This is a genomic window from Bacillus pfraonensis (genome assembly GCF_050768835.1).
Classification (GTDB): Bacteria; Bacillota; Bacilli; order Bacillales; family Bacillaceae_G; genus Bacillus_A; species Bacillus_A pfraonensis.
Genome location: NZ_JAHCDO010000009.1, coordinates 160,099 through 178,481 on the forward strand (window position 1 = coordinate 160,099; position 18,383 = coordinate 178,481).

Sequence of the window (18,383 nt, forward strand, 5' to 3'; positions counted from 1 at the left end):
TTTGTCTTTATGAATGTGAACAACAAATCTCGTGCAACTTTTCAGTAAACTCTTTATAATGACTTGTGTTATAGCCTCCATGATGCCCTGAAAACTCCACGATTTCTGTTCATAGTTGTTCGGATAATGCGACTGCGCAGCGGTAAGCGAAAAAATCCCGTGAATCAATTCCCCCGGCTGGAAGCACCTGCATTGATGAAGATTTTAATGTGGTTTTCAAAGCATCGATATCTAGTGAATAACCAAGAATTCCTGGGATTTCATACTGAACGAAATACGTTGAATTACTAAGCATCCGCTCTGTTTGCCCATCTTTCGGTTGTTTTTGATTGCTAGTGTCCGCTCCTACATTTGATAATAACTTTATGACTTCATTTTGATGATTTTTCTTAAGGTCTTCCATGAATTTTCTAGCCTGCATCTGCTCATCACCGAATAAAAGTTGCAATAAGACGGGTTCGTGAGGGATTAGTAGCTTTACCTGCGCCGGATGGCGTATACATAGGTCGAGTCCGATAACAGCACCGGAGCTACTTCCAAATACGTATGCCGGTTCATCGGTCAGTTTAGCTAGCAGACGGTGTGCGTCGTCACTATGTGTTTCTACGCGGTAATCCTCAGTTTGATTGGTAAGATGACTGCGGGAATGACCCCGACGGTCGTAGGTAACAACTGTATACCAATCAGCAAGATGGTCAGCGACTTTAAGAAATTTATCAGCGTCACCACCACCGCCATGAATCATTAGAAGTACAGGTCCTTTTCCGCGAACGTCGTAGTAGATGCTCGCTCCAGGCACTTGCAATGTTCCATTCTTCACTATAGTCATTTGTAAACTCTCTCCTTTCTCTTATCTATCAAAAAATGAATAAGAGATTCCATTTTCATCGTTATTAACTATAATCGGTAATCCTCTTTACTTTATATGATTGGTGAATGATGTTAAATGCAGAAATTAACTAAGAAACAAAGTCACCATATCTCAACGTCTGATCAAATTGTTGCTTTGAAATATTGTAGGATTTATTATAATTTCGGAATGATATTATAGGGTAGGGATTTATATTGGACGGACAGGTGAAAATACTGTAGCGCTTATAGGTATATTTAGTACAATAGATTTATTTCTTGAAATATGTGTACGGTATAAAAACAGAAAATTAATAATATATTGACCTTTTTATAGTTCATACTATAAAATTGAAAGCGATAACAAACGTTTTCTTAAAAATGTTTTCCGTGATCTTTTGATGTTTAGAGATATAACAAGGAATAAGTAAGTCTTTTTTTTGATGTTTAATGCAAACGTTTTCGTTATTTTCTTATTCCTTTCTATCTTTGATTTTTCTATTAAAAGATCATTGAAATAAATAAGTAAAATTCCATATGGAGGTGTTATAAAAGCAATTTCTAGATTAATCTATGCAGAGTTATTCAAAATGAATGGTTCGTAATATTTTTAGAAAGGGTGGATGGAGTGTATATGACAAAAAATATAATAAACAAGACGTTTTTATTACTTACTGTAATTGCTTTGCTATTATCTGGTTTTTCTTTTCAGAGTGCACAAGCAGAATCAAATATGAAAACAACTGAAATTATCGTTCATTATAAGGAGAAGGCTGGAAATACAAAAGACTGGAATCTTTGGATGTGGACTGAAAATGCGAGTGGTAGGTCCTATGAATTTACTGGGGAAGATGAGTTTGGTAAGTATGCTAAGGTGAAAATAGATGGTGATTATAATCGCGTTGGATTTATCGTGCGTACGAATGACTGGGAAAAAGACGGTGAGGATCGTTGGATCGAAAATATTAAGGATGGCCGTGCTGAAGTATGGGTTCTTTCTGGCGATGATAAAGTATATGATTCAAAGCCTTCTTCTGAACTTTCTATTCAGAAGGCCACTGTTGATAGCTTCAATGAGATTACTGTAACTACCAATGCTCCGTTCAATATTAAGGAGCAAAAAATTGAAGTTGAGGGCGTTAACATTGAGAAAGTTAGTCCATATGATACGAAGAATGGAGATATTACCAATAAGGTCAAAATCAGTACAGAAAAGAATCTTGATGTAAAACAAACATACAAAATTAAAATGGGAAATTCGGTTGAAGCTCATACTGAAATTGGTAAAGTGATTCGTAGCGAGGAATTTGATCATTTATTTTATTATGATGGTAATGATCTAGGGAATATATATACACCGAGGGAAACCAAGTTTCGTTTATGGGCTCCCACTGCGAGCGAGGCAAAGTTGGTCGCTTACAAAAAATGGAATGATGAAAAAGGTACTGAAATAAGCATGGATCAAGCTGAAAAAGGAACTTGGACTGCAAAACTTACAGGTGATCAAAAAGGCCTATTTTATACATATAAGGTGAAGGTTGGAAACAAATGGACTGAGGCCGTTGATCCATATGTGCGTGCTGCTTCTGTTAACGGTGATAAAGGTGCAGTCGTTGATTTAAAAGAAACGAATCCGAAAAATTGGAAGGGGAATAAAAAGCCGAAATTTAAAAATCCGGAAGATGCTATTATTTATGAGTTGCAAGTCCGTGATCTTTCCATTCAATCTGAAAGTGGTATTAAACAAAAAGGAAAATATCTTGGTGTTACGGAAAAAGGAACGAGAGGACCAGGTGGCGTAAAAACAGGTCTTGATCATATTAAAGATCTCGGTGTTACTCATGTCCAGTTTTTACCGATATTTGATTATGCTTCAGTAAATGAAGAAAAATTAAATGAACCACAATATAACTGGGGATATGATCCGGAAAATTACAATGTACCAGAAGGCTCCTATTCTACAAATCCTTATGAGCCGACTGTTCGAATTACTGAATTAAAGCAGATGATTCAAACACTACATGATAATAAACTTCGCGTTGTAATGGACGTTGTATATAATCATATGTATAATGCGGCTGAATCTAATTTTCACAAGTTAGTTCCAGGGTATTATTATCGTTACAATGAGGATGGCTCACTCGCAAATGGAACAGGTGTAGGGAATGATACGGCCTCTGAACGAAAGATGATGAGGAAATTTATGATAGATTCCGTCGTGTATTGGACGAAAGAGTATAATTTAGATGGATTCCGTTTTGATTTGATGGGTATTCATGATGTCGAAACAATGAATGCGATCCGTAAAGCGGTTCATCAAATTGATCCTTCTATTATTCTTCATGGAGAAGGATGGGATTTAAATACTCCTCTAGCATCTGATTTAAAAGCAAATCAAAAAAATGCGGAGAAAATGAACGGAATCGCTCATTTTAATGATGATATACGTGATGGATTGAAAGGAAGCGTATTTGGGGATCAGGATAATGGTTTTGTGAACGGAATGCAAAACATGGAAGAGCGCATGAAAAAAGGAATTACGGCTGGTATCGACTATGATAAAAAGGTGGCTACTTATCAGGATCCTGAGCAAGTTCTAACGTATGTTGAAGCACATGATAACCATACATTATGGGATAAACTTGCTTTGACGAATCCTGGCGACAGTGAAGAAGTACGTAAACAAATGCACAAGTTGTCTTCTTCTATCATATTGACATCGCAAGGGGTTTCATTCTTGCATGCAGGGCAAGAGTTCATGCGTACAAAATATGGTGACCATAATAGCTACAAATCTCCTGATTCGATTAACCAGATGGATTGGGTGCGCCGCGTGGCATTTGATAAAGAAGTAGAGTATATGAAAGGCTTAATAGAGCTGCGTAACAAGTATTCAGCTTTTCGTATGACAACTGCTGAACAAATTAAAAAACATGTAACGTTCATGGATGCGCCAAAAAATGTTGTAGCGTATACAATAGATGGCAAAACAAATGGTAATAAAAACGAATATTTCGTTGTAGCTCACAATGCGAATAGAGAAGCGGTAGAAATAACTCTTCCATCAAAAGGCCCTTGGAAAGTACTAGTAGATGGTGAACGTGCAGGAAGTAAAGTACTGTATGTTTCTCATGATAATAAGATGAAGGTTCCTGCATTAAGTTCATTTGTTTTGAAAACAGAGAAACCGATTAAATAAGAATAGAAGATGTAAAAGAAAATTTTGTTTGAAATAAACAGTATCTACATCGGGATTGCAAAAGGTTCTTTGTTATAGACTGTAAAGTAAAAGGTAAAAATACTCATCTTCCTATTAATAAATGAATCTCAAATATGATAATATGTATATTGTGGAAAAAAGATGGAAAATTGTAGAAAATATATTAAACGAAAAAGTGGGAATCTTTTTATTAGATGAACAAAAGTTTAAGGGGAGTTTAAAATGAGTATAAAAGTAATAAGGGCAACAGGAATGATGGGCGGAGCTACAAGAGTAGCTTTAAAAGTGGATAATGAAGTTGTAATGAAATTAGAAAATAATGAAGAGTACATGCTTCCTTCTGATGTAAAAGAAGCAAAGATAAAAGTAAATCAATTGTTTTTCGGAAGTAAAGAAAAGCAAGTAAAAAGTGGCGATATAGTCGAAATTAAGATTAATGGTCTAGCAATGCTATTGTTTATGGCATCGTTAATAGCGGTGTTATTTGGTTCCATGATTGGTCCTAATGTTATTTTGTTTGGTGTAATCGGCTGCTTAGTAACGCTTGTTTATTCAATCAATAATTGGTTCACGTTAGAAATTAAATAATAGGAAACAGCAGAGATTTTAAAAACTCTGCTGTTTTTTTACATCATAATTGTTTAAATGGTGTTTTGTATTTTAGTAACTAGTGAATATCTATGTCTAAATAATTACTTCAAATTTACCATGATAATGAATGTCTAATGGAGGGATCTGAAATGGAAAACTGGGAATACAATGAATTGTTTGAAGACATCAAAGAGGCCTATAATGATTTTTTAATATTAAATAGGGGATATAGATATGCAATAGCAAGAGCTTCTGATGAGTATATAAATCTAGGAGAAATAGAAGACGTTATTGCTGATACAGCTATAGGTGAAATATTGCTAACTCATGACAAAGTTTTTATTGGGTATATAAAAGGTATAACAAAGAGATTAAGCAAGTTTCATCCACTAGACGCAGTGGGGGAATTAACACAAGAAGAAATAAGAGATTTAACTAGTAGAATACATAAAGTATTGGAAGGTCTTGGAAAAGTAGAGATTGATTATAATCCTTCAGCAGAATAACGCGATGTATTCTCTTTCATGCTAAAGAGGAAGTATTTGAAGGTAAATGAGTAGTAGAAAAGCTATATTTGCATGGAAGGAAATGTTAAAATTGATGAATCCCAATGAATTTCGAAAAAGATGGAACCCAAAAGTATATCCATTCGTTCATTACGAAGAAGATAAACTCAAAAATTTAGCTATCCCTGTAGTATGCAAACATTTTTTATTAAAAGCTGGATTACCTGAATCTGCGGCACCATTTTTGAATTTTGAATCAACAAAAAATGGCAGCTTATTAAGCCTAAAGGAAAAATATAATTTAGATGCAAGTTATGAAAAGAATATATATTTAGGATTTACAGGTGTAGGAAATATTTTATCTATGAAAGAACCTTCAGGAATAGTCGTATGTGTAGACCATGAAACAATGGAAGAAGTATATGTAAATCAATCTATACCACAATTAGCTGCATGTATTTTGGAATATAGTGAGTTTATAAAAAGAATCAAAGAAGCGAATGGTAGACATGCATATTTGAATAGAGAATGTAAGAAAGAAGAGTTAGAAGTTATTATTGAAACATTCATTGGAATTGATAAGGATTGTCTGAATCATAATACCTTTTGGAATGAAGAAATAAATCTTTTTCATAAAGATTAGAACTTATAAAGATGAAGAGGAATATGTAGGAGAAAATTATGGGAATGAAAAAGGAAAGAGGTATATAGATGATTTCACCTAGAGAATTTTATGATCAATGGAATGAAAAAAGAGACGGGCCATTAAACAAATTAGATCGAGATATGTTGCAGCGTACAAATTTATCTATCGATACGAGAAGGTTTTTAAGTGAAGCGGGTCTTCCAGCATCAGCTGCTCCGTTTATAGAGTTTAATCATGCAACTGAACCAATGCAGAATGTAACTCAAAAATTTGGCATGCCAAAAGATTTTGAGTTTTATTGGTTGATAGGTACGACCGGTTCTGGAGATCCTCTTTGTATTGATGAAAGAACAAATAAGGTAGTCTATTTACATCATGGAAACAACTATGAAGAAATCTTCATGAATTCTTCCATTCATCAATTTGCAGACAGCCTTCTATTGTTTTCTAAGTTAATTGATGAAGCGATTCACTTAAATGGTGAATTTGCTTTTTTAGATAATGAAATTCCGGAATCAGTATGTATATGGTTTGAAAATGAATTAAGGCGTATCGATCCAAAGGCTGTGGAAAAGAATACGTTTTGGTTTGAGGAAATTGAAAATCTAACTGAATAACAGAGTGGATTTTTATATCCAGGAGGTCAAAGATGAAGTTTTGTATGGGATTTGGCGATACGAATTTTATTGGGGTTGTAAATGCGGAGCAATACAAGTCATTTGTGGATGAGGATTGGGAATTAGAAATGTTGCTACAGCATTTTACTGATGAAATGAAAAACGGTAATGCTTTAGTATTCCAGATGACTGAAGAAGGTATTGAGCATTCGTGGAATGCAGAAGTGAAAGTTGGAGAAGAACCAATAAAGCAAGAGTGCTTCAGAAAAGCAGAGGGTTATATAAGAGTAACTGAGAACCAATTATATTTAGTTGATTATGACTACCTTACAATGGCTGCACAATTTGAAGATGAGAAAGTACCTGATGAAAACTGCTCTAATTATAAAATTAACATTGAAAATGGAGTATATAAAGTGGAAGTCCTTCAATTTTATAATGTAGATAACGATGAATATGTTGGGACAAATGAGAAAGATATTCTATTAAACTTTATGAAAGCACCTGTTTTCCAACAAACAGTAGATCATGTATTTTGGCGTAATTTTTAACGAATTGTAGAAGTTGATTATCAAGATATTTAAACTATAGAACGAGAAAACATACATATTAATAAAGTTTTGCAAGATAAGGGTGTTTGCTGTGCGGGTATGGACCTTTATACGATAGTATAATAAGGAGAGACAATATGGAATATAAAGGGATGGCTTCGTTGTGGCTTGGAACGAGTCAATCACTTAATCAGCTTCAAAAATATGTGGATATGGAATATACAGAAGATGGAGATAGTATAGATTCGAAATTTGGAGTGAATTTCGGTTTTGGTTATTATGATGAATATCAAATCGAAATTATGTTTTATGAGGAAGCTAAAATACATATAGAAGAGGTTTTGCAGGATTTCTCTTATAGTGAAATTATCATTCCGAGATTTAAAGATTTAATGAAAAGAGTAGATGTAGAAGACAATATAAATTCTGTTATCGTGCTTTATGATTTTCAATACGATGGAGAGAAAGTGAAAGATGCATATGAAGGTTTAGAATTTATATTTGTTGGTGCTGTACCTTATTATGAATAGCTTTAAGGGATTGAGTGATGTGAAAAGCCAAATGAGTAGAGAGGAACTTATTGAACTTGTGAAAATGATATGTGACCCTAAATTGCTGGATGAGTTAGGTAGTAAATATATTAATATTTTAGAAGCAAATGTTCCCCATCCAGCACCTAGTGACCTAATATTTTGGAATGATATAGAATTAACAATCGAAGAAGTAGTTGAGATTGCATTAAGCTATAAGAAAGAGAAGGAATAATTTAAATAAGTAGCTGAGAGGGTTTAGAAGGGGATTGTATTTGTATTTACATAGAGAAATGTTGTAGATAAGGAGAGGGTTAGATGGAAAGCTCAAAAGTTGTATTATGTATACCTGGTTTATGGAAGAATAGAAGTGAACTTATTGAAGCAATTGTAAGAAAAAGTGAGGGATATATATTTGCTGGGAATTATATTAGTAAACTAGGGGATTCGAGTATTTTTTTTGAAGTTGATATATATGAACATGACGAGCGAGTAGCGGAAGCTTTTGAAATTGCTGGATACAATTCATTTACTGAGGAAGAACTTGATCTTATTAGAGGGCATTCCTTAACTTTGTATTTAATTGGGGACGGAGGTTCCATTGAAAAGATAAGGAAATTAGTTAATACTGCAAATGCACTTGTAAAAGCTGGAGGACTTGGCGTGAAAGTTGAATCTTCAGGTACTGCAAATACAATTGAAAGCTGGAATGATATGTATCATACAGATGATGCAGTAGAATTATTTCAAGCTTTTGTTACAGTGGCAGAAGAAGATGATTTTTACTATACGTGTGGTATGCATTGCTTTGGACTCCCGGATGTAATTACTTTTAAAGATCAAGTAACTCCGCAATATGCTCAAGAATTAATGAACGTTTTTTGTCTGTATAATCTCATTGAAAATCCTAGCTTAACGGACTATTCTACGTTCAGCTTAGATGAAGAAAATCCTCATTTCATATTGCAACATACGGAGTGTAAACATTTTTTAGAAGATGAATTGTTTTATAATCAGTATGGTATTTGGGCTTTAGTAAAGAAGGACTAGTATAAAAATTTTCCGTGAATTCGAGATAAATGAGTGTAGAACTTGTTAAAGCGATTTATAGGGAATATAAAAAATGTCCTGAAGCATTTGGCAATTACGGTTGAGGAAGTTGCACAAGCTGAAGAGGCTTTATAAATAAAGCTCCCAGGTAGTTATAAAAGATTTCTTTTAATGTAATGGATTTGGAGTAGTTGGTGAGGCAGTTATTTTAAGGTTAAAGGATGCGGAATTTATTGTGATAGGAATAGATGGTGTAGGAAATCCGATTTGTTGTAAATAACTAACTGTAGAAATGATGAGAGTTGGTATGGATACAGGTGAATAAGAATGGAGTGCTTCTAATTTAGGGGCATATTTACAGAGGCATTTATTGAAGAGATACAAATCCATTTTTGATGAAAGATTTGTAGGGGGAAAATTAAGTGAAGTAGAGGGAGATATGTGTGTCTATTCAGAATGCAATGCAACAATACTTTAGGTTAAGAATAAAATTAGCACACGAAGGCTTAGATTTTCTATTAAAAACACCAGTTCTTGAAGAAGTGAATCCTATTCTTTATGAAGGAGAAATAGATGAGGAAGGTTATATTCTATGGAAACCAATAGAAAAAAATATCGTACATGATTTTATTCACTTAGAACAAGAAATGGATGTTCAATTTCATCAAACAGTTATTATGTATTTTAATTCCTATTGGTTCGCTGAATTAAATGGTTTTTATAAAAATTATTATATTGAATTAGAAACGGTATTGCCGAATATTGAATTGAATTCATTCGAAGAACAGTTAAAGGGTTATAAGGAGAACCACCAAGAGAGATTAAAACATATCCCAATAGGTATTGAAGGCAACGGAATGTTAGTTGTGATTGACAATGAAAATGGGAAAGTTAAATTAGAAGATTTTGAGAGAGATTCATTTGAAACGATTTCAGAAAGTATACAAGAATTGATTTCAAATTTACGTTTGAAGAGGTGAACGGCGTTGAAAGCGATTATGCAACGTTATTTTGAAAGTTACTTATTGAAATGGAGCGATTGGAACGGAACACACCCGCAGATTCCATTTGATGCAGAGATTGATCATCGCTTATATATTGGTGAAAAGGATGAGGAAGGCTATATATTTTGGAAGCCAAAGGAGAAAGATAAATATGATGATTTTCAAGAATTTGAAACAGAACTAAATGCTACCCTTCATTCTGATATGAAAGAATATTATAATTCCTATTGGTTTCTCGAGATGATTGGTTGGATTGATAATTACAATATTAGCTTATTCTCTGTAACACCAGGTGTTGAACCGCATTTATTTATAGAGCGTGTCCAAGATTATTTATCTCTTAGACAGAAAGATGAAATATATATTCCTATAGGATTTGAAAGTGGTGGGATGTTAATCCTTATGAACAATCGTACTGGAGAAATTGTTATAGAAGATTTTGAAACGGAAGAGTATCGGCATCTTAGTGCAAGTTTAAAGAAACTCATTTCTCGATTAAGCTTCCGATGAATTTGGTAGTGTTTTGTTGGCTTTATATCTGTTAATTGGTGTGTAGTGTTATAGCAAGTAAAGGGGCGTATTTATATGACAATCCGGTTTTGTAAGGAAGCAGTTGCATACTTAAAACCAGTAATAAAAGAGGATCTAGATGAAGAGTGTTTTACCCTATCCGAAGAAAATAGTTTTGTCCATACATTTTTTAATAAAGATTTAATCATTACTTTTTTAGTTGATGACCATCAGAACAATTATTTTCATTATGTTCAAAATAGGCATATATTAGAAGAAGGATTGGATGAGGAGCAGCTATTAGAGATTGGGGTAGATAATCTTTATAAATTAGCAGATGAAAAAGAACTACGGGTTCACACACTATCGGAAGGGTGTTTTGCTTTAATTCTTGACGGAAGTTTCGAAGCTAGCTTAATTGTTTTAGACGATTTATGGGATTACTCACTAAAAGAATTCGTATCAAATGGATATGCGGTTGCGATACCAGCGAGAGATATTCTTGTCTTTTGTGATTGTAATGCTAGTAACGGAATTGAAAAAATGAAAAGTATTATAGAAAAAGTTTGGGAAGATGGAGATCATTTACTTATTGATAAAATTTTGATGAGAAGTGAGGGGAAATGGAGTTATTTAGAGTGAAAACGAAGTACTTAGGAAAAGTGGAGGGAAATTAGTGGAAAAGTTTATGAAGAAGATAGGGGATAAGACTTTCATTGCTCAGGCAGAAAAAATCTTTGCGATGCAGGTAGAAGGATTATTTCATTTTTTAACTGAAGTAGAAAATGATCGATTAATAGATGGTTTTTCTATACAAGTTGGTTGGTCGATTTACTTTCTTGATAAAAGAGAAGATGGCTATCATATTATCGTACATGATTATACGAAGAATCCATTTCAAGATATGACAGATGATTTGACGATATCTTTATGGATATTATTAAATCAAGTGAGCTTTGTAAAGTCATTAACAATTGAAGGGGAATTACTACGCTTTTGTGACAAAATTGTAGCTGCTAAAAATGTATTGAAATTAGATGATATTTACTTAGAAAGAACAAAGGGTTGTGAAGATGGTGACTCTGGTTGGTATATTGGTCCTATTCATGATGAGCATGACATAGAAGAGTATGAAGCGTTTTATGCATATGAATTACTAAAATTAAGGCCTTCTCTTCTTCAAGTGTTAACATTGCCTTCTGGATATCTTGTAATCTTTGAAAAAGATGTAGTGACAGCAGTGGTAGATGAAAATAATGTGAACATTTTGGATAGAGTCAACGATTTATAATCTAGTAGAGAAAAAGAGCTAGTAATTTGTTAAAGTCAGTACTTCAGTAATATCGTAGAATCGAATTGAGGTAGGATAAGCCTAATTACATAATGGAGCAATTACTTAGGGAGGAACATTCTTGGCTTATAAAGACAGTTTATTTCATGTTGTTAAGGATAAAATTATATTAATCATGTTTATTTTACTAACAGTTTTCCATATGATGAATTTTGTATTTTTTTCTTTATTGCAGTTACGGTAGCTTTGTTTTGGGACGATCCGAATGCTGATATGAGTACGGAATATGTTCCAATGGTTATGCCATATTTATATCCAGTTCTCATCGGAGGGATATTTATATTTTTAGCTTTTGTCAGCTGTTATTTCTATCAGAAGTACGTACCGAATTCTAAGTGGAAAAAGGTGGCTGTGGAAGTGCTTTTTCTTATTATTGCATTTGTCATTCCGAGATTTTTTGGTGCGTTTAAAATTCCTTTGTTGGACATGCTTTTTAAGATAAAAATATAAAAAAGAATCTCAGTAAATCGAACGTTACTGGGACTTTTTTATGTATGACAGCTCAAGATAAGGATGTGAAAAAGTAAAAAATGCGCTACATATGAAAGATGAGAGGTTCTCTACAATCTGAAAGGGTTCTCTCCTAAGATGAGCGAATACATTGAAAAAGGAGGGAAGCTTGTATAGAAGTGGTTGTGAAGCAGCGGAAGAAAAGAGGTAAGGGAAAAAGAATTTTCATTTGGTCTGGTAGTATCATTCTTTTTATATTTGTTGCCGCGGCAGTTTTTGCAAACGTATTCGTGATGAAGTCCATGCCAAAGGTAGAAGGGACGGTTCATGTTGGTGGGTTGCAAAAATCGGTTCAAGTAACACGAGATGAAAGAGGGGTACCTCATATTAAAGCTGAAAATGCGCATGATTTATATTTTTCACAAGGGTATGTTCAGGCGCAAGATCGGTTGTTTCAAATGGACTTAAGTAGAAGACAAGCATCCGGAACATTAAGCGAAGTAGTTGGGAAGGCAGCGCTAGATAAGGATAAATTATTTCGAACACTTGGGCTTAGACGGGCAGCAAAAGCATCCGAGAATCAATATACTGGCGAAGCAAAAGATGCATTGCAGTCGTTTGCCGATGGAGTAAATGCATTTATAAAGGAAGCGAAAAAAGAAGGGAGATTGCCAGTAGAGTTTCATTTACTCGGATATGAACCTGCTGAATGGACTCCGGTTGATTCTTTAACAATTGGCAAGTATATGGCTTTTGATTTAGGTGGTCATTGGCATGGACAAGCATTTCGTTTTTGGGCACTTCAACATCTTTCAAAAGAGCAGGCATATGAGCTGTTTCCAACTTATCCAAAGGATGCGCCTAGGCTATTAGCGCAGTTACAAGATCTGAATGTGAATGTGGCCAGCAGCTTTGCGAAAGCGATTATTCCGCCAGAATCTAATGGGAGCAATAATTGGGTTGTAAGTGGAGAAAAAAGCGCATCTGGAATGCCTATACTTGCGGATGATCCTCATCTTTCTTTGGCGACGCCATCCATATGGTATCAAATGCATTTAGAGATGAAAGACATAAATGTGAGCGGCGTTATTTTTGCGGGTGTTCCCGGTATTATGTTAGGACACAATGAAAAAATTGCTTGGGGTGTTACGAATACAGGTCCGGATGTACAAGATTTATATATTGAAAAAAGAAACCCTGACAATCCAAATGAATTTTTGTATAACGAAAAATGAGAAAAAGCTACGATTGTGAAGGAACCGATAAAGGTGAATGGCGGAAAAACAATTCCACACGAAGTAACGGTTACGAGACACGGTCCTGTTATTTCGGAATTTGCTTATAAAAATAAAGATGAGGCTGTTTTTGCTCTTAAATGGACGGCACTCGAACCTTCAGCGGAATTAAAGGCCGTACTCAATATGAATAAAGCAACAAATTGGACTGAATTCGAATCAGCGCTGGAAGATTTTCATACTCCTACTCAAAACTTTTTATTTGCATCCACAGATGGCACGATTGCTTATAAAGCCAATGGAAACATACCGATACGTAAAAAGGGAGATGGGATTTTACCCGTTCCTGGGTGGACAGATGAATATGAATGGGACGGCTACATTCCGTTTGATAAACTTCCGAAGGTCATAAATCCAAAGCAGGGATTTATTTCGACAGCCAATAATAAAATTATAAATGATGATTATCCATATCATATTAGTCATATTTGGGCGCAGCCGTATCGTCAAATGCGTATTCAAGAGTTTTTACAGGAAAAGGATAAATTGACTGTAGCGGATTTACAAACATTGCAAATGGATCAAAAGAACCTTCACGCAAGAGAGTTTGTTCCCGTGTTTTTAAAAGAATTGGATAAAGTAAACGTATCAGACGTGGAGAAACAGGGAATAAAAGAGTTAACAAATTGGGATTTTTACGATAGTAAAGATCAAGCGGCCCCGTTAATTTTTCATTTATGGATGAAGGAAATATCTAATACTCTATTTTCAAAAGAAATACCGAAGGATGTAATGGAATTGTTTGAAGGCAAGCAACAAGTGATTGATGAATTGATACGGAAACAAATGAATGGAGAAAATAGCGTATGGTTTTCTAAACATGGAGGCTTCGCAGAAGTTTTACATATGTCGTATTCAAAGGTAATGAAAAAGCTTGAAAAACAATATGGACGAGACGTAACGAAATGGAAGTGGGGAGCATATCATCAACTTTCGTTTATACACCCTGTTTCAAAATCATCTGATGTACTCGCGTTCTTTTTCAATCGTGAAAAACCTGTACCAATTGGAGGAAGTAATATTACAGTCCAAGCAGCAAGTTATGGAGATGATGGCATTGTGAATCATGGAGCATCTTGGCGATTTGTAATAGATACAAAGGATATGTCGAATGGCTATCATATTGTAGGTCCAGGACAATCAGGACATTTTAAAAGTGACTGGTATCATGATCAAATAGAAGATTGGGTAAATGGAAACTATCATGTGACTACACTTCGTACAGATCGCATAGATGGTAAAACATTAACCTTAAAACCAAAATAGAAGTTATAAGACTCTTACACATGTAAGAGTCTTATAACTATACCATAAGCAAATTATGGAATGCTATAATTTAGAGAAGGAGAATTTCATAGTTATACACATATAGGGGTGAATACATGACGAATTGTTATTTTGAATTTGTAATACATAAAGAGGCTCGTTTTCGTAGGCTAAGAGAATTTTTTTATAAACTTAAGGAAGAGAAAGAAAAAGAGATGATAGATTGTAATGATTCTATGTGGTTAGCGTATTTTGAGGAAGAGGTGTTAAAACAGTTTTGGTGGCCGACGGAAGAAGAGTTACAAAATTACCAGGTTTTATGGGAACAAACTCCTGTAGAAAAACGTTTAACAGACCCTAAACTAAGAACTCCATGGGATTTTGAATCTATGATTGATACGTTTGCCTCTGGGGAATATGAACTCGTCTCTTGTGAAAAGGCAACAAACAATATTGGGAGAATTGAATTTTATCCTTATGCTTGGCCATACGGAGGGAGTGATGTGTTTAGAGCTTTAATTGAATATAGTGGGTTCAAAATTATTGATGAGAGTGTATAAGGTAAACAATCATAAAAAGAAACAATGGAAAGGGTGAGAGAATATGTCCATTTACATAAAGTCAGAGTTTATTAAAAATGCAGGCGGCTGTATCGTATCAAAAAACATTTTGGAGGAGAATGGAAGGTTAAAATGGTTGGTTAGAGATGAATCTGTAACGAGTGTTGATAATGGCTGGAGATTTTTTTCGGATATTGATGATGATGATTATGTAAATGATCCAGATAACTTGGTTGTATGTGATTTTAATACAGTAGCTCAAATTGAACCTGCTATTTTAGCGGTGTATTCCTTTCCAGTTGGTAGTGACCTACAACTAGTGGTAGAGAAGGGAAGGTGTTATTTTATTGATAATATAACAGAAGAGGTTATCGAGTTTTTGTACCATTAAAATAACATAGCATTATGAATTTTAATTTGTTTGGTTTATAAAGGGCATACTGATAATCCAGTTGTAGTTTTTGTGCAATTCTAAATAATAGTTTAGGAGTAATAAAAATGAAAGAAGAGATGAAACAGTATTTTCATACATTACTTAAGGAATGGAAACACTATAATCATTCATTACCAAAATCTGTGTGGAGAGAAGAAGCAGATTCTTTTATATATGAAGGAGAACCAGATACAGAGGGATATATCTTTTGGAAGCCTACCGAAAAAGATATATTTCATGATTTTTCTAATATAGAAAGGGACTTAGCCATACAATTCCATCATTCTATTAAAGAATACTATAATTCCTACTGGTTTTTAGATTTAGCTGGCAATTATTTAGAGTATAACCTAGAATTAAATTCTGTTATACCAGGAATTGAACTTCGAGATTTTTATACTTCTTTACAAGGCTACAAAAAAGCGCACCATAATGAGTTAAAGAATATTCCTATAGGTATGGAGTGTAATGGACTTTTAATTGTTGTAGATAATGAAAATGGACAGGTGAAGATAGAAGACTATGAAAGAGGAAGTTTTGAAGTGATTAGTAATAGTTTAGCTGAACTTATTTCCATGCTTTAGCGAAAATATATAATGGAGCGTTCCATGTAAGATATAAGTTAAGAGGTAATGAAGATGATTAATTAGTACTAGAAAAAATTGATGTAATGAAAAATGCTTTAGGGAAAGATCCATTTAGTTTGGTTATTGGTGAAATTGTAGAAGAAGAAAACCAAATAGCTGAAAAATTAGTAGATAATATTTTAAAAGATTATTATTTTATTACAAGAAAATACAAAATATTGAATGGTGGAGTAATTACTATATACGGCCATCAAAAACTTGAAAGTATTCAGTTTTATGTGGAAGAGATGCCAGTTAGAGATGATAAATGGATTTGCATAGGGGCAGTAGAAAACTATCCGTTATTTATTAATAAAGTGGATGGAGAAGTATCTTGTTTGTTTGGAGATTTAATTGATCAAAATTTTGTGATTGAATCATACGGTAATTTTAACAGTTTTTTAGAAGATTATTTTTTAGGAAGTAAATACATTGATATCGGGCTGTCTTTTATGGAATCGGGTGAAATAACGAATCCTATTGGAAGTGAAGAGGACGAGTGGTATAAACTGTTAGAATTAAATGGATTCGTTTAAAGCTAGTGCTTTACATGTAGTATCGTGATTAGTATTGAAGTGTAGTAAGTAGAGGGTTTGAGAATTACTTTTGTGTGTTAAAAAAACGATATATGAATGGAGATTGTATGCATGGAAAAAGAAGGCATGGTCTCATTATGGCTAGGAAATATGGAATCTGAAGATCTTTTAGAGGATTATTTCCGTATAAAATATACAGAGGATGGTGATTCCATACCATCATCATTTATAAAAGATTTTCATATTTGTATGTATGATATTGATGAAGGCTTTATCGAAAAAGAATTTTATTTCAAACGAAGTAATCATCTAGAAACTTTACTAGCAGGGTGTTCTTATGAAGAAGTTGTGATACCACAGATGAAAAGACTTACTTCAAATATACTAGAGATGAAGTATAACACGATTATTATGATATATAACTATGAATATAGTGGTGAAATAATAAATAAAAATGAAAATCGTTATGAAATGAAATACATAGGAGCCGTTTTGTATAAATAATAATAAAAAGAGGATGAGAACATGGAAGTTAGAGAAATACATTCATTTCATCTACATTCAGAAGAAGAATTTTCTGAAATTCAAGATAAACTCATACATAGCATTGAATTGAAAAATAACTTTTATCTAGAAGATGTCAGTTTAATTGCTGGAGTAGATTTAGCATATTGGGAAAAAGATGATAAGCACTACGGAACGTGTTGTATTGTTGTGATTGATTATCATACGAAGGAGGAAGTGGAGAAGGTTTATAGCTATGGGGAAGTGGCAGTGCCTTATATACCAGGTTTTTTAGCGTTTCGTGAGTTGCCTTTAGTAATAGAAGCAGCCAAAAAACTTACTTCTAATCCAGATATAGTTATGTTCGATGGAAATGGCTATTTACACTATAAACATATGGGGATTGCAACGCATGCCTCTTTTTTCTTACAAAAGCCTACAATCGGTGTAGCGAAAAGCTATCTTAAGATTAAAGATGTTGATTTTATTATGCCAGAGAATAAGGAATTTGCTTTTAGTGATATTATGATTGATGACGAGGTATATGGAAGGACTCTAAGAACGAAAGAGAATGTAAAGCCTATTTTTGTCTCTTGCGGAAATAATATCGATTTAGATACGAGTGTTCAAATTGTATCGTGTTTAATAGGGAAAGAAAGTAGATTACCAATTCCGGTTAGATTGGCAGATTTAGAAACACATAAGGTGAGAAGAGAGAAAAGTGAAAATGAAACAGCATAGTCATGTATGCAATGCAAAAAGGGATGGAGGAATTATCCCTTTTTTTGTTTTTGTACGACAAAATCCGACAATGTGACGGAAGCTTGTTTGTTATGATACTTTTTGGAATACGATACTTTTTTAGTAAGGGGAAATTGCAGCATGAAACAACAAAGATCTGAATTCATTACAGGACTGATTGGTTCTATAATGGGAACATTCTTGGGAGCAGCGGTATTTGTTATATATGCTTTTATTCTGGCTATTCACCAAGCGATAACGTGGTTACTGATAATACCATTCCTCATTTTTATCCTCCAAATTGGAGCAATCGTTTTAAGTTGTAGTGTTAATAAAATGAATCATAAGTTATATGGGGGATTGATGATTGGTATTGGTGTTATTACGATAGGAGGCTCGTTTTTATTTTTATCTTTGCCGGCTATTTTGTATATAGTTTCTGGTGGGTTGGCTTTTAGAAAATTAAAAGGTTCTCCGCAAATAACATCCTAGCATTCATTCCAATATAAATACTTATTATAGGAGAATGTTTATGAAAAAAATAGAA

Annotated in this window: 20 protein-coding genes and 2 pseudogenes; 21 read left to right on the plus strand and 1 reads right to left on the minus strand. The window is 33.8% G+C overall.

Going from position 1 to position 18,383, the window contains the following annotated elements; genetic code table 11:
* Positions 1-7 precede the first annotated feature (7 nt).
* Positions 8-829, minus strand: a pseudogene (locus KFD70_RS10710) (alpha/beta fold hydrolase).
* Positions 830-1,483: 654 nt separating this feature from the next.
* Here KFD70_RS10710 and pulA point away from each other — a divergent pair.
* From pulA to KFD70_RS10815, 21 genes and pseudogenes are all read left to right on the plus strand, one after another.
* The gene (pulA, locus tag KFD70_RS10715) at positions 1,484-4,048 is read left to right on the plus strand and encodes a type I pullulanase (RefSeq protein ID WP_420792350.1); all 2,565 of its coding nucleotides are present in this window, start codon (positions 1,484-1,486) and stop codon (positions 4,046-4,048) included.
* A gap of 243 nt (positions 4,049-4,291) precedes the next feature.
* Entirely contained in the window at positions 4,292-4,657 is a 366-nt protein-coding gene (locus tag KFD70_RS10720; protein WP_336452303.1) for a hypothetical protein, read from the plus strand.
* 152 nt (positions 4,658-4,809) lie between these two features.
* The gene (locus KFD70_RS10725) at positions 4,810-5,166 is read left to right on the plus strand and encodes an Imm3 family immunity protein (RefSeq protein WP_336452302.1); all 357 of its coding nucleotides are present in this window, start codon (positions 4,810-4,812) and stop codon (positions 5,164-5,166) included.
* Positions 5,167-5,212: 46 nt separating this feature from the next.
* A complete protein-coding gene (locus KFD70_RS10730) occupies positions 5,213-5,809 on the plus strand; it encodes an SUKH-4 family immunity protein (RefSeq protein WP_336452301.1) in 597 nt (198 codons plus the stop codon).
* A 68-nt stretch (positions 5,810-5,877) separates the two neighbouring features.
* Positions 5,878-6,429, plus strand: a complete 552-nt coding sequence (locus tag KFD70_RS10735) for an SUKH-4 family immunity protein (RefSeq protein WP_336452300.1) — start codon at positions 5,878-5,880, stop codon at positions 6,427-6,429.
* 44 nt (positions 6,430-6,473) lie between these two features.
* Positions 6,474-6,980 carry a hypothetical protein gene (locus KFD70_RS10740; protein ID WP_336452453.1) on the plus strand — a complete coding sequence of 169 codons (507 nt, stop codon included), beginning with the start codon at positions 6,474-6,476 and terminating at the stop codon, positions 6,978-6,980.
* Between the two features lie 137 nt (positions 6,981-7,117).
* The gene (locus KFD70_RS10745) at positions 7,118-7,510 is read left to right on the plus strand and encodes an immunity 22 family protein (RefSeq protein WP_336452299.1); all 393 of its coding nucleotides are present in this window, start codon (positions 7,118-7,120) and stop codon (positions 7,508-7,510) included.
* On the plus strand, positions 7,503-7,745 hold the full coding sequence (locus KFD70_RS10750; RefSeq protein ID WP_420792349.1) for a bacteriocin immunity protein: 243 nt from the start codon (positions 7,503-7,505) through the stop codon (positions 7,743-7,745). The genes KFD70_RS10745 and KFD70_RS10750 overlap by 8 nt, the downstream gene beginning before the upstream one ends.
* An 83-nt stretch (positions 7,746-7,828) precedes the next feature.
* A complete protein-coding gene (locus tag KFD70_RS10755; protein WP_431613186.1) occupies positions 7,829-8,560 on the plus strand; it encodes a DUF4261 domain-containing protein in 732 nt (243 codons plus the stop codon).
* Positions 8,561-9,003: 443 nt separating this feature from the next.
* Complete coding sequence (locus tag KFD70_RS10760) at positions 9,004-9,540, plus strand: SecY-interacting protein Syd (RefSeq protein WP_336452297.1); 537 nt, start codon at positions 9,004-9,006, stop codon at positions 9,538-9,540.
* A gap of 6 nt (positions 9,541-9,546) precedes the next feature.
* Positions 9,547-10,074, plus strand: a complete 528-nt coding sequence (locus tag KFD70_RS10765) for a SecY-interacting protein Syd (protein WP_336452296.1) — start codon at positions 9,547-9,549, stop codon at positions 10,072-10,074.
* Between the two features lie 75 nt (positions 10,075-10,149).
* Positions 10,150-10,716, plus strand: a complete 567-nt coding sequence (locus KFD70_RS10770) for a DUF1444 domain-containing protein (protein ID WP_431613187.1) — start codon at positions 10,150-10,152, stop codon at positions 10,714-10,716.
* A gap of 34 nt (positions 10,717-10,750) precedes the next feature.
* Positions 10,751-11,365, plus strand: coding sequence for an immunity protein Imm33 domain-containing protein (locus KFD70_RS10775; protein WP_336452294.1), 615 nt, complete (start codon positions 10,751-10,753; stop codon positions 11,363-11,365).
* Positions 11,366-12,048: 683 nt separating this feature from the next.
* Positions 12,049-14,436 (plus strand): annotated as a pseudogene (locus KFD70_RS10780) (penicillin acylase family protein).
* A 116-nt stretch (positions 14,437-14,552) separates the two neighbouring features.
* Positions 14,553-14,996: a hypothetical protein gene (locus KFD70_RS10785; RefSeq protein ID WP_336452293.1), complete on the plus strand. Its 444-nt coding sequence runs from the start codon at positions 14,553-14,555 to the stop codon at positions 14,994-14,996.
* A 43-nt stretch (positions 14,997-15,039) separates the two neighbouring features.
* Positions 15,040-15,387, plus strand: coding sequence for an immunity protein Imm33 domain-containing protein (locus KFD70_RS10790; RefSeq protein WP_336452292.1), 348 nt, complete (start codon positions 15,040-15,042; stop codon positions 15,385-15,387).
* 107 nt (positions 15,388-15,494) lie between these two features.
* A complete protein-coding gene (locus KFD70_RS10795; RefSeq protein WP_336452291.1) occupies positions 15,495-16,013 on the plus strand; it encodes a SecY-interacting protein Syd in 519 nt (172 codons plus the stop codon).
* A gap of 86 nt (positions 16,014-16,099) precedes the next feature.
* A complete protein-coding gene (locus KFD70_RS10800) occupies positions 16,100-16,591 on the plus strand; it encodes a hypothetical protein (RefSeq protein WP_336452290.1) in 492 nt (163 codons plus the stop codon).
* Positions 16,592-16,702: 111 nt separating this feature from the next.
* On the plus strand, positions 16,703-17,095 hold the full coding sequence (locus tag KFD70_RS10805) for an immunity 22 family protein (protein WP_336452289.1): 393 nt from the start codon (positions 16,703-16,705) through the stop codon (positions 17,093-17,095).
* A gap of 21 nt (positions 17,096-17,116) precedes the next feature.
* Entirely contained in the window at positions 17,117-17,836 is a 720-nt protein-coding gene (locus tag KFD70_RS10810; protein WP_336452288.1) for an endonuclease V, read from the plus strand.
* 141 nt (positions 17,837-17,977) lie between these two features.
* Positions 17,978-18,328, plus strand: a complete 351-nt coding sequence (locus tag KFD70_RS10815) for a hypothetical protein (protein ID WP_336452287.1) — start codon at positions 17,978-17,980, stop codon at positions 18,326-18,328.
* Positions 18,329-18,383: the final 55 nt, after the last annotated feature.

Coding starts and splice junctions, on each gene's coding strand:
- pulA (WP_420792350.1), top strand. CDS start 1,484: ATGACAAAAAATATAATAAACAAGACGTTTTTATTACTTACTGTAATT.
- KFD70_RS10720 (WP_336452303.1), top strand. CDS start 4,292: ATGAGTATAAAAGTAATAAGGGCAACAGGAATGATGGGCGGAGCTACA.
- KFD70_RS10725 (WP_336452302.1), top strand. CDS start 4,810: ATGGAAAACTGGGAATACAATGAATTGTTTGAAGACATCAAAGAGGCC.
- KFD70_RS10730 (WP_336452301.1), top strand. CDS start 5,213: ATGAGTAGTAGAAAAGCTATATTTGCATGGAAGGAAATGTTAAAATTG.
- KFD70_RS10735 (WP_336452300.1), top strand. CDS start 5,878: ATGATTTCACCTAGAGAATTTTATGATCAATGGAATGAAAAAAGAGAC.
- KFD70_RS10740 (WP_336452453.1), top strand. CDS start 6,474: ATGGGATTTGGCGATACGAATTTTATTGGGGTTGTAAATGCGGAGCAA.
- KFD70_RS10745 (WP_336452299.1), top strand. CDS start 7,118: ATGGAATATAAAGGGATGGCTTCGTTGTGGCTTGGAACGAGTCAATCA.
- KFD70_RS10750 (WP_420792349.1), top strand. CDS start 7,503: ATGAATAGCTTTAAGGGATTGAGTGATGTGAAAAGCCAAATGAGTAGA.
- KFD70_RS10755 (WP_431613186.1), top strand. CDS start 7,829: ATGGAAAGCTCAAAAGTTGTATTATGTATACCTGGTTTATGGAAGAAT.
- KFD70_RS10770 (WP_431613187.1), top strand. CDS start 10,150: ATGACAATCCGGTTTTGTAAGGAAGCAGTTGCATACTTAAAACCAGTA.
- KFD70_RS10785 (WP_336452293.1), top strand. CDS start 14,553: ATGACGAATTGTTATTTTGAATTTGTAATACATAAAGAGGCTCGTTTT.
- KFD70_RS10790 (WP_336452292.1), top strand. CDS start 15,040: ATGTCCATTTACATAAAGTCAGAGTTTATTAAAAATGCAGGCGGCTGT.
- KFD70_RS10795 (WP_336452291.1), top strand. CDS start 15,495: ATGAAAGAAGAGATGAAACAGTATTTTCATACATTACTTAAGGAATGG.
- KFD70_RS10800 (WP_336452290.1), top strand. CDS start 16,100: ATGAAAAATGCTTTAGGGAAAGATCCATTTAGTTTGGTTATTGGTGAA.
- KFD70_RS10805 (WP_336452289.1), top strand. CDS start 16,703: ATGGAAAAAGAAGGCATGGTCTCATTATGGCTAGGAAATATGGAATCT.
- KFD70_RS10810 (WP_336452288.1), top strand. CDS start 17,117: ATGGAAGTTAGAGAAATACATTCATTTCATCTACATTCAGAAGAAGAA.
- KFD70_RS10815 (WP_336452287.1), top strand. CDS start 17,978: ATGAAACAACAAAGATCTGAATTCATTACAGGACTGATTGGTTCTATA.